Here is a 12034-nt window from a genome sequence, read left to right on the forward strand (position 1 = left end):
CGTGCAAAATTGGGTCTGACGCAGTTTCGCTGACGGCTGTGCGCTCACGCGGCACCGATAAGCCTTGCTTCGAGCAGGTCGAGCTTGGCGCGACCATACATCCGCCGCTTAATCATCTTCAGCCGGTTGATCTGCCCCTTGGTCTGCCGATTCGACCAGGGTTCAGTAAAGGCAGCCCGGACGGCAGCCACGTCCTTGGCAATCCCTCGCGCCAGCGGGGCGATCAGGCTGTTTCTCGCCTGCTCGGTCCACTCTTCCAGGCCGTCGACGGCCTTGGTGCGGATCATGGTTCTGAACCGGTCCACAAGGCATCGGGTGTCGGCGAGGCCGGGTACACCGGCTTCGATGGCCGCCACGATCACGCTATCGGCCCGGGTCAGATGCTGGCGTGCCATCGTCATCAGCCGGGCCAGCGTACGGGCTGACAGCGCCTTCTGCAGGCCTTGCGCCTGCATCAGCTCCGCGCGCCGCCGCCGTGCCGTCCATTCGGCTACAACGCGCAAGCAGCCTTTGAAGCCCTGGTTTCTGAGCCTGCGCCAGAGCTCCGCCCCGTTGCGGCATCCCGCCTGCCATTCGGCCAGCAGGGTGGGAAGGTAGGCCTGCAGAGACGTCTGCCGCGTGCGGAATACCTCGCCCGGTACGCCCTGGATGATTTGACGCACCAGCCAACGGCTGTGACGCGTCCGGCGGACGATCTCCTTGATCGAGTGGCCCGCCCCTTTGAGGGCGAGGATCTGCCGCGCAGTATCCTCGCGCCGGAGGAAGCCTTTGTGCTGCAGTCGCTCGGCTGCGGTCAGCAGCACCGGATCGATGGTCGTGGCGCCGAGCACTCCTCGGATGGCCCGCATGGACAGGCGCACGGCATCGAGGAACGCGGCGCTGGCATTCTCCATCAGGTGCCAGCGATCGGCGACCTGGACGGCGTGAGGCAGTGCTCGCGCCGCGGCCTCACCGTAGCCACCGCCGCGATCGCGGGACACAACTTGGATGCTGGGATGTTGTCGCAACCACGCTTCGACAGTGGATGGCTCGCGGTCTGGCAGCAAGGCCACCACGCCGCGGCGTTCGAGATCGCAAACCATCGCGCCGTAGCGATGATTGCGGCGTCAGGCCCAGTCATCGATACCGATGACAGCCAATGGCTCGATGCGGGGCGAGGCTCGCCGCCGCACGACGCGGAGCAGCGTATCATTGCTGGCAGGCAGCATGAGGCGCTGGGCAAAGGCGGCGCCTGGCCTGCCACCCAGAGCCAAGCCGAGATGATGGATGATCTCATCAAGCCGCCCGGTGCGGCGCGCCCTCTCGGCCAGCACCGCTGTGCCGAACCGCTCGGCAAAGATCCTGCGTTGACACCCCTCGAGCCCGCACCGGAAGCGGCGCACCAGCAGTTGCAGGCGCACGCGGCGACCTGCACAGGGCAGGTCCGTGGGCTGTCGCAGGTAGCGGCTTTGCACGCGGCGCGAGGGCGTGCCGCACAGTGGGCAGGACGGGATGCTAGCGCTGCTTCAGGCCATCACCACCAGCACTCCGTGATGGTCGACCACCGTGTCGACCCTCAGCCCGGGCGGTACCAGGGATGCGAAGCCAAACCCCGAGGTCATGGTCGTTCCTGCGATGAACACCAGGCCACGGCACCACGCGACAGCAGCGAAATTGAGTCAGACCCAATCTTCCACGCCGATCCACAGGTTGGATCTGCCGGGCTACGGCACATCAACCGTCGCGGCCTCGCCGATGGACGGGGAGAAGGCATGATCGCGCGGCGGTTGTTGCAAGCGTTATGGCGGAAGATATTTCGTCGCGACCGGTACCGGCCTGAGCAGCGCTACATGGGCGGCAAGATGCGGGAGAACCGCATGGGCGTGAGCCAAGCAGGCTGTGTGCGGCAGACCGATCGTTCGGCCGGGTAATGCCGCTCAGGCCGTGCGGCGCAACGCTCGCCGCACGGCGCCGGTACTGGACCAGAAGCGAAGCGCCAGAATCGCCAACCGGAGCTCCTTGGCTCGGTGACGACTCCGATGAAACCTCCCTCCAGTCCTGGCATCAGGTAAGAGCGATCGGCGCCGACGAGGAGCGCGGGGCGGCCACAGCGAAGGACAGATATCGCGAGCGCCGCGAGTGGCTGGACCGGTCGGAGACGAAGGAGGCGCAGCACGAGGCCGAGGAGCTTCGCCTGGTGGCCGATGCCGTCAGGAACGGCGACCGGCAGATAACGGCGGCGGCCGCGAAGGGCGATCTCCGGCATGCACGCAAGCTCGCCATCGACCGGCTCGACGAACAGCAACGCCGCGAGCTCGAGCAGCGGATGCAAGGCTACAGCGACGCCGGTCCGCGGCCTGGCGTCGGCCGCCGCGGCGCCTGATTCTCAAGTAGTCCGACATGCGGTGCTTTCACGAAAGCCGTGTACGAGGCTTTAGCGAGCCCGATTTGTTGATAAGGACCGCCGGAAGACCTCGGCCTTTGTCTCGATCCCGCCCAGCATTTCGACCCGATGTGGCGGCCGCGTGTGTCCTTCCACCCAAGCGGCCGCCGGTTCACCGGCCACGGCCTACTGCACCGCGATCATGTCGGCTGCGCCTGCGCGACGGGGACAAAATTTTTCCAGTCCCCTCCGAGGAGCGCTTCCACGAGCTCGTCCACCTTGGAAGCTATTTTAGTTTCTAGGATATCTGCCGCTGCAAAGAGGTGCGCCCCTTCTTCGGCCATATCAGCGATCTTGTTCTCGACTTGCTTTGGCAAGCGAACGACCGGCAGAGCTGCAATGTCGGCAACCTCGATCTCTGGAATGCTTGACCCATAGGCCAGCGCCTTCACAAGAGGACGCCCTAAGGTTGGGTGAGACAAAGCTGTGTAGACGTAGCCTGCCCTGACCTTGCAGTCATCCTTGGGCGCAATCCGGATCACGTGGTCTGATATGATCTTTCCCTCATGGAACTCGTTAGCAATCGCGAGCGTGCCGTTGAGCCCATAGATCTGGCCGGATCGGGCAAGCAGAAGCCAGCCCCGCTTCACCCTGCCGCTGCTTCGGTCGCCAAAATTGCCGTCAACGATGCGTTTGGTGATGTCGGGGTTGATCTCGAATAGGTCGGAGCTTCCGACGAGCTCGATGCCTTCCTCGGCTGGCGTCCGCCTGAATCTGGTCGGCAGCCATAGGTCGAATCCAAGCTGCGCCAGCGGAGCCGATTTCAAACCTTTGAAAGCGAAATGAGTATGGAGGGCACGAACGGCGGGATTGTGAGAAAATCCCTCCAGCCTGCGCCGACCACCCATTAGCAGACTCGCATTGATCGAGTACCCGCTCTCTCCGAGATCCATTCGGTCAGGGACACCGACTTCACGCTCAAACACTGCCTCGGCCTTCAGCATTAGGTCGACGGCGCGGTTGCGGGCATCAAGAATCTCAGCGGTCTCTTTCTGGAACCTGGCTGCAACATCATCTCGCGGGTGAGGCATAGGCAGCGCGGAGAGATGACCGATTTCCAGGTGCTTGATGACGTGGCCGTACCGAGTTGAAGTCATCATGTCGCGGACCATGGTTGAACGCAGGTAGGCGTAAACCCATCCCCACATCTTTTGGTCCTTGGCGCTGACGCGTATCAGGTCGTCCGATACCAGGATGCCGTCCAGTGCCTTCGTTGACAGTGTTGCCCGCCCAACCGTGCCGGATCGTGTGACCAGGATCTGACCTTCTGGTGAGAACCGGCCATCGGCGCTGTCGGTGCGATCCAAGGAAAGGAACTTCCTTGGCACAGGGCGGAGATCGAAAACCTGCGTCGCTGCCACGAACGGGACACCGAAATCCTGGCTGACGATGATGCCCTTGAGACGCCCAGGCTGGACTATGTTCGCGACCTCGCCGAGGCGGCCATTGCCGTGGAGCACACCCTCCAGCGCTAGCCAGTGACCATATCCGCTCGACAGGTAGTTTTCAGCCTCAAGCCTCCGCTCACCAGACAGCAGGACCGATACCGGAAGGGATAGCGGCTTGATCGAGTGCCACGACCATTGCGTTTGGTCCTCGCGCGGGGGGCTCAGTCTTGCTCGGAAAGCCACTTTCTAAACCCCTGTGCGATCTGAATGGTGTTGTCGTCCACGACCTTCCGCTGAGTCTTCTGCTTCTTGTAGAGCGGACTGCCGTCTAGGTACTCCTTTACTGTCTCTTCAACCTCCTCGACTATCTCGTTGCCTTTCTTGTCCCGCACGTAAGTCCGGTTGCCGCGCTTGTCGTGGCCGATATGGCTGGCAACGGCCATGAACACGCTGTAGTCATTTTTACGTCCGGCTGCTTCTTCCAGCGCGACCTGCTCATCTGTCTTGCGTTCGAGCAACAGGACGCTCGTCTGCACGCTGACGTTCGGCTGGAAAGTGTCTGGATGCATGTCGATTGACGCAAGAATCCTGGTATGAGTCAGGATCCACTCGCGCACGTAGCCGAGCCCAGGAGAGCCAAGGATTCCATCCGGAAGCACCATCGCGACGCGTCCGGTTCCTGGCTTCAGGAACTTAACACAGCGTTCGATGAACAGAATTTCCGGCGGCTGGGATCTTTGGATCCCGCTGCCCATGGTCCACGTGTCTTCTTCTTCGTTGTAGGACCAATGTCCTAAATCAAACTTCTCCAGGATTGCCTGATCATCAATCGGAATTTTGGAGCCGAACGGGGGATTGGTGAATATGATATCCACGTTCCCTATTAGGTTTCGTTCGCGGAGTCCGATTTCCCATGTTGCCGGACTCGCGAGGGAATTGGCCTGGTACAGGCCACCAGCGCCGTCATTGTTCATGACCATATTCATTTTGGTTGCCTTAACCAGTTCGGGATTGAAATCAATTCCGACCATGAACTGGGAAGCAAACTTCTTTACCCGATCAGCGACGCGTGGCTCGGCTCGCTTCACATCACCTTTCCACCGCGCAAGTTCGGCAGTGCGAATCTTCTCGATGACGCGGTTCATTGCTGCGATGAGAAAGCCTCCGGTCCCGCATGCCGGATCCAAGATGAGTTGGTTTTCCGATGGATCTAGCATGGCGACGGCCATGTTGCAGACATTGCGAGGGGTAAAGAACTCGCCCCGGTCACCGCGCAGATTCGAGCCAACGATCTCCTCGTAGGCATGTCCCTTTACGTCAACATCACTCTCCAGGAGTGAGTACATTTGCAGTTGCGAAACGATATAGGCAAGCACTTGAGGCTTTAGGGCGACGACGTCGTTGTCGCTGAAGATCGCCGGATAATCTTTCTTGACCTGTTCGAACAGGACGTCGATGCGTTTCTTGACCTTCAACGGCCCATTGATGCCGTTGCGCTCATTGCCAGCGGCATAGAACGAGACTTCGGCGCTTTCCCGCTCGTCATGAATTTTACAGAAGATAAGCTTGAGCAGTTCCCAGAAAGCCTGTGGCTTCTGAAGACCCTGATTTCCAGCAATGTAGTTGTGGCAGCGGCGGAAGGCGAAGAGCAGTGCATCCGAAGAGGCTGGCTTTAGTTGGTCGAACAGAGGCCGTTCAGCAACGTCACCCGATTGCCCAAAGTCCGGAATGTCCGGGATTTCTTCGAAGCTTATCTTTCCCTTGTTCTCTACCTTGCGGTAGCAGAACCGCTCGATGCCGTTTGTCCACATTCCGTAGATGGCATTTGGGCAGGCCGCCATGTAGCTCTGTAGCTGTCCGACGCCATCGGTTCGGTCGTTGGCTTTGACCTTCTGTTCCTTGCACTCAACGATGATGTAGGAATTAGCTTGATGGTGGTCGTCGCCCATCGCGAACACGACGAGATCGGCTCTTGGCTTTTTGCTGCCAAGCCGAAGGGTGAACTCTACAGCGATGTCACGCTTGGGGAAGCCATACTCACGGACCAGGGATTTTGCTATTTCCTGGCGGACATACTCTTCAGGGGTTTCTTCGCGCTGGGTCTGTCCGTCGATGAAGTCCAGCACCTTCCCTTGCTGGACGATTACCGCCACAGGCCTTGTTTTAGTCGCAAGCTCTACCACTGCCACGGCCCGCATCTCCTTCCGGCTCTAGCACTCTCGGGAACGGCAGTTGCGAACCTCGTTACTTAGGTCCGGGCCCGCCTGTAACCGTAGGGCGGACATTACGAGGGGGCGGAACCGAGTGAAACCTGTGATCTATGTATTTGTCACAAAATCCGAGGTTATCCATCCGGTCGAGTACGAGGACGACGATCCTTCAGCTGCGTATGCCACCGGCTATACGCCAGAGGAGCGACGAGAGGCTGAGCGTCGTTACTGGATGCAATCCCAGCACAGCTTGGGTAACGCGTTGTCGTTGGTTAGCAGAGTATCGAGATGGCACTCCGGGGACGCATTTCTGCAGTATCCCCTTGTCTTCTAATCGTCCGAGATCCACGCGATCTGCCGAAGGGTAGCACCTAACGGGATGTCCCATTCAGTACATTCCGAAGCATAGATGCTTCGGACTTGGTGAAGGTTCACAACAGCTTCTGCGCTCCGGATAGTCGCTTGAATGCTGCCTTCGAGCAATTTTGGGAGGCCCTCCGGCGAGAACGAAACATCTTCATCCATTCCGTTCGCCCGGCGGATGCCGAACGGGAACTTCTTAGGGCCGAGCTTTTGGTAGAGCAAATTCTACTTGCTGCGCGCTGGCTCCACCCTGAGAAAAGCTGGTTCCAGCATCGAATAGACCATTCAACTGATGACGAGGAGGCGATAGGTCATCAGATTCCGGGAGACGCCACATACACCTTCATCATGCAGGACTTCGTTCGGATCATCGATGATCTGTCCCCGAAAGCTCAGCGCAACTACTTCGCACTAGATAAGAGGCGCCGACGGTATGCCTGTCTGGCATGTCTGAACAGGTGCGATACGAACTACCTTGAAGGCGACGGGTGGGAGAGCGCACTTTGCGCTCAACTGCATCCTACCACAGGGCGATCGTCCGACGCCAAGACAGTGAAGTGCGCCCTATGTGGAACCATCACCCCCGTTGTGCGACAGGCATGCAATGCTGGTGACTGCCGTGGGAATGTTCTCGCACTTCACTATGATCTTTATAGGCCGGGCCAGTTGGTTTGCCTGTCGTGCGATACTCCGCAGGATGAAAATGACTCCCGACGACCTGCTCACTGGATATCTGGTGGGCCGCATCGAGACGACCTACTTGAGCGTCCAGGCGTCGTGAGAGTTATTCCAGCGAGGCGACAGTGGGGAAGTGAGCAGAGTTGACCCGGATCTCAGTGCCATATTGTTGCATTGAGCAGTGATCTCTTGCCATCGGCTCGCGCACCCTCGTGGACATCACACCAGGAGGCCAGTCCATGTTACCGCTCGATCCCCCACTCACACCCACCGCAGCCCGCACTGAACGGCATCCCCTGCGCCAGGTATCTGAACTTGATCGGCGGGTCATCGCTGCTGCCCGCCAGAATCCCGATGCCAGGGTCAGGTTTGGAAATCAGCTTCTGACAAGCAATCCGGACTCGATCCTGGGGCGCCTGCTCGTTGCCGAAGCGGCACCCACCAATGCCGAGACGGAAGCCCTGCTCCGGGATGCGGTTCGCATCGGCATAAAGCTTTGGGACCCAGAACTGAACGGAAGGGCGTCCGTCAGCTGGTTCGACGATCCCGACACCCGTATCTTCATGGCTGCCGTATCGGCCTACGGGAGAACCCTGCACCGCCGTGGTCTGGAGCGTGAAGCCAGGGACTGTGCGGACTTTCTGCTGGGCCTGGATCCCAGCAACCGGCTGGACGTCGAGCATGAGATAATGGGCACCCCGCCGGGAGGGCCTCAGAGGCCAAGCTGGTAGGGATCTCGAGTACGGGATCCTGGGTGACCCGCCGTGGCGGAGGATCTCTAACCCCGGCCGGTAGGGGGTGCTGATTGTACGGATCAGGCGTCCAGAACCATCCTAGATCGCCGTGCCAAAGGAGTTGTCCCTGGCACCGGTGTGAGACGACTTCCTACACCGGTGTGGAAGTCGCCTCAACAAGGCAATTGGATATCGTTTGAAATCAGATGGATGCGAGGAAGAGGGCCAGTGACAAGTTGTGGCACAGGGACAACTTCACTGGCACCTCACAACCACCTCACACATCGAGGTTGGCCACCTTCAAGGCATTGCCGACGATGAACTCCCGCCGCGGCTCCACTACGTCGCCCATCAGCGTGGAGAACACCTCCTCGGCATCCGCCACGTCGTCCACCCTTACCTGCAGCAGGGTCCGCGCCGCCGGGTCCAGCGTCGTCTTCCACAGCTGGTCGGGGTTCATCTCCCCCAGGCCCTTGAAGCGCTGGATGGCCAGCCCCTTGCGCCCCTGGCCGAGGATGCGCTCATAGGCGGCCAGCGGGCCGCCCACATTGGCCTGAGCACCGTCCAGCGACAGGCTGGCGCCCTGCCCCCAGTCACGCGCCATCGCCTCATGCCGTTCGTCCAGCCAGCGGGCCTCGGGGCTGCGCAACGCGGCGGCATCCAACGTGTGCCGCTCGGCAACGCCGCGCACCGTGCGCGCCATCACCAGCGACGTGCCGGCCGACGCGATCCAGCTGCGTTCCGTCGGCAGCGCCATGCCATTCAGCCGGGCGGCCAGTGCGGCGGCGGCGGCATCCGCGCGGTCGCCGTCCAGCGTCAGCGCACCGGCTACGGCGGCCTGCTCCAGCAGCTCGGCCGGGATGGTCTTGGACAGGCGGCGGATGCGGCTGGCGGTTTGCCGCAGCCCCTCCACCAGGGTGGCCAGTTCGTCGCCCTCCACCACACGGCCATCGGTCAGGGACAGGCGCGCATTGTGCAGCGCCTTTTCCAGCAGGTAATCCTCCAGCGCCCGGTCGTCCTTCAGGTAGCGCTCCTCCTGCCCGCGCTTGGCGCGATACAGCGGTGGCTGGGCGATGTAGAGGTGGCCGCGCGCCAGCAGTTCCGGCATCTGCCGGAAGAAGAAGGTCAGCAGCAGCGTGCGGATGTGGCTGCCGTCCACGTCGGCGTCGGTCATGATGACGATGCGGTGGTAGCGCAGCTTGTCGGCGGTGAAGCCGCCGCGGTCCACCGGCCCGGTGCCGATGCCGGTGCCCAGCGCCGTGATCAGCGTGCCGATCTCGGCCGAGGACAGCATCTTGTCCAGCCGCGCCCGCTCCACGTTCAGGATCTTGCCCTTCAGCGGCAGGATCGCCTGGTTGCGGCGGTCGCGGCCCTGCTTGGCGGAGCCGCCGGCGGAATCACCCTCGACCAGGAAGATCTCGCACTGGGCCGGATCCTTCTCCTGGCAATCCGCGAGCTTGCCGGGAAGAGTGGAAATATCCAGCGCGTTCTTGCGCCCCACCTTGTCGCGCGCCAGCTGCGCCGCCTTGCGGGCGGCGGCGGCCAGGACGACCTGGTCCAGCACCAGCTTGGCTTCCTTGGGGTGCGTCTCGAACCAGTGGCTGACGGCGTCGGCCACCGCCATCTGCACCACCGGCTGCACCTCGGAGGAAACCAGCTTGTCCTTGGTCTGGCTGCTGAACTTCGGGTCCGGCACCTTGACCGAGAGCACCGCCGTCAGCCCTTCCCGCATGTCCTCGCCGGACAGCTCCACCTTCTCCTTCTTCGCCAGTTCCTCGGCGTATTTGGAGACGATGCGGGTCAACGCCTGGCGGAAGCCGGCCTGGTGGGTGCCGCCGTCGCGCTGCGGGATGTTGTTGGTGAAGCACAGCACCTGCTCGTGCGGCGTGGTGTTCCACCACATCGCCAGCTCCACCTTGATGCCCACCTGGTCGTCCTTGGCCACCAGGCTCAGCGGCGGCTTGAAGATCGGCTCCTTGGAGCGGTCCAGCCATTCCACAAAGGCGACAAGGCCGCCGTGGAACAGGAACTTCGCCTCGGTGGCCGGCGTGTCGGTGCCGACCACGCGGTCGTCGCGCAGGTTGATGGCCAGGCCGGAATTCAGGAAGGCCAGCTCGCGCAGCCGCCGCTCCAGGATGTGGAAGTCGTATTCCACCTTGGTGAAGGTGCCGCTGCTCGGCTTGAAGGTCACCAGCGTGCCGGTCGGCTCGTCGGACGGCCCGACCACCTCCAGCGGCGTCACGGTGTCGCCGTGCTCGAAGCGGATGAAGTGCTCCTGGCCGTTGCGCCAGATCCGCACGTCCATCCATTCAGACAGCGCGTTGACCACCGCGGCGCCGACGCCGTGCAGCCCGCCGGAGACCTTGTAGGAGTTCTGGTTGAACTTGCCGCCCGCGTGCAGCCGCGTCAGCACCACCTCGGCGGCCGAGACGCCTTCCTCGGCATGCATGTCGGTGGGGATGCCGCGGCCGTTGTCGCGCACCGAAACGCTGCCGTCGGCATTCAGCACCACGTCGCAGCGGTCGGCGAAGCCGGCCTGCGCCTCGTCCACCGCGTTGTCGATGATCTCGAAGGCCATGTGATGCAGGCCGGAGCCGTCGTCGGTGTCGCCGATATACATGCCCGGCCGCTTGCGCACCGCCTCCAGGCCGCGCAGCACGGTGATGGAGGCGCTGTCATAGGCCTCCGGCACGGCAGCGTTCTGAGGGGACGGCGTGCTTGCGGGCTCACTCATGCGAACGGACAACTCCTGATAGTCGGCAACGAAACCGGACTGGGGCTCCGGGTCGGCGGACATGTTCCCAGGCCGGGATGGCAGGAAAGGTCAGGGGAATGAATTCCCCCTGCAAACCCCTCCTCTTTCTGTCTGTTTTTCGGCTCCGCCCCAGTTGGCGACGCGCCGGGACCAGCAACCGGGCGCCAGCGCGTCACCCGCGTGCCCGAAAACAGCTCAGAAAAAAGATGGGGGTTCGGGAAATTCGTTTCCCCGACCTTGCTGCCACCCCACACCGGGAAACGCACCCACGTCGCACCAGATTTTCCAGCCCGCATCATAGCGGTTTTTTCCCGTCACGGCACCGGTAAATCGGCGTGCTCCAGCCCGCCGGGCCTTGCCAGAAAAGCCTCCGCGCGCCCGGCCAGCGGCGCGAAGGGCGCCAGCTCCGTGCCGGTCAGGAAACATTGCGCCGGCAGCGCCGCCAGCGCCTCGAACAATGCCTCACGCCGCGCGGGGTCGAGATGCGCCGCCACCTCGTCCAGCAGCAGCAGCGGCGCGAAGCCGCGATGCGCCGCCACCAGCGCCGCCTGTGCCAGCACCACCGCCACCAGCAGCGCCTTCTGCTCGCCGGTGGAGCACAGCGCCGCCGGAATGCCGCGCGGCAGCAGCACCATGCCAAGGTCCGTGCGGTGCGCGCCCTGCCGCGCGCCGCCCGCCGCCGCGTCCCGCGCCCGGTCGGCCGCCAGCCCCTCCCTCAGCGCATCCTCGACCGCCAGGGCCGGCTGCTCGTCCAGCGCCTCGGCGATCGGGCACAGCAGGCTGAGCCGGGCAGCGGGGAAGGCGCCGGCCACCCCGGCCTCCAGCGCGCCGTTCAGCCGGGCCGCCAGCGAACGCCGTGCCGCCACGGCCGCCACCGCGTGGCGGGCCATGGTGTCTTCCAGCGCCGCCAGCCAGCGGGCGTCCCGCCGCCCCTCGGCCAGCAGGCGGTTGCGCTGGGTCATGGCGGTGTCGTGCGCCGCCACCTCCCGCGCATGGGTCGGCTCCAGCGACCACACCAGCCGGTCCAGGAACCGCCGGCGGCCGGAGGCACCCTCCTGAAACAACCGGTCCATCTGCGGCGTCAGCCACAGCGCGCTGGCGTGGCGGGCGATCTCCGCCTGGTTGCGCACGGCGGCACCATCCAGCCGGAAGGAGCGCCGCTCCTGCCCCGCCTCGGCGCCGGTGCCGATCACCACCTCGCCTTCCATGCCGGCGAAGTGGCCGGCCACCACCCAGGACAACCCGGCCTCGCCATCCCGCCTTCCCAACTCGGCCCCCTTGGCGCCACGCAGCCCGCGCCCCGGGCCCAGCAGGCTGATGGCTTCCAGCAGGTTGGTCTTGCCCATGCCGTTGGCGCCCGCCACCACCACGATGCGCCCGGCGATCGGCTGGTCCAGCGCGGCATAGCTACGGAAGTCCTGCAGCATCAGGCGGGTGAGGCGGAGCGCGGGGGGTGTCACGCCCAGGGTCTAGCACCGACCGGC

At 63.2% G+C, this 12034-nt stretch carries 6 protein-coding genes and 1 pseudogene; 2 read left to right on the forward strand and 5 right to left on the reverse strand.

Annotated features, from left to right (window positions below; all coding sequences use genetic code 11):
* Positions 1-44: 44 nt before the first annotated feature.
* Positions 45-1601: pseudogene (locus tag IAI59_RS01915) on the reverse strand (ISL3 family transposase).
* Positions 1602-2176: 575 nt separating this feature from the next.
* Here IAI59_RS01915 and IAI59_RS01920 point away from each other — a divergent pair.
* Positions 2177-2362 carry a hypothetical protein gene (locus IAI59_RS01920; RefSeq protein ID WP_207417827.1) on the forward strand — a complete coding sequence of 62 codons (186 nt, stop codon included), beginning with the start codon at positions 2177-2179 and terminating at the stop codon, positions 2360-2362.
* Between the two features lie 200 nt (positions 2363-2562).
* On the opposite strand, the gene IAI59_RS01925 is transcribed toward IAI59_RS01920, so the two are convergent.
* Together IAI59_RS01925 and IAI59_RS01930 are read right to left on the reverse strand one after the other, a co-directional pair.
* The gene (locus IAI59_RS01925; protein ID WP_207417829.1) at positions 2563-3729 is read right to left on the reverse strand and encodes a restriction endonuclease subunit S domain-containing protein; all 1167 of its coding nucleotides are present in this window, start codon (positions 3727-3729) and stop codon (positions 2563-2565) included.
* Between the two features lie 302 nt (positions 3730-4031).
* A complete protein-coding gene (locus IAI59_RS01930; protein WP_207417830.1) occupies positions 4032-5999 on the reverse strand; it encodes a type I restriction-modification system subunit M in 1968 nt (655 codons plus the stop codon).
* A gap of 1301 nt (positions 6000-7300) precedes the next feature.
* Here IAI59_RS01930 and IAI59_RS01935 point away from each other — a divergent pair.
* Positions 7301-7792 (forward strand): hypothetical protein, encoded by a 492-nt coding sequence (locus IAI59_RS01935; protein ID WP_207417831.1) that lies wholly within the window; start codon positions 7301-7303, stop codon positions 7790-7792.
* A 280-nt stretch (positions 7793-8072) separates the two neighbouring features.
* Here the strand turns inward: IAI59_RS01935 and gyrB are convergent, their stop codons facing one another.
* Both gyrB and recF read right to left on the reverse strand, forming a co-directional pair.
* Positions 8073-10529, reverse strand: coding sequence for a DNA topoisomerase (ATP-hydrolyzing) subunit B (gene gyrB, locus IAI59_RS01940; protein WP_207417832.1), 2457 nt, complete (start codon positions 10527-10529; stop codon positions 8073-8075).
* Positions 10530-10864: 335 nt separating this feature from the next.
* Entirely contained in the window at positions 10865-11977 is a 1113-nt protein-coding gene (gene recF, locus IAI59_RS01945; RefSeq protein ID WP_207418065.1) for a DNA replication/repair protein RecF, read from the reverse strand.
* Between the last annotated feature and the right edge of the window lie 57 nt (positions 11978-12034).

Source organism: Roseomonas haemaphysalidis (assembly GCF_017355405.1).
In the GTDB taxonomy this organism is placed as follows: domain Bacteria; phylum Pseudomonadota; class Alphaproteobacteria; order Acetobacterales; family Acetobacteraceae; genus Pseudoroseomonas; species Pseudoroseomonas haemaphysalidis.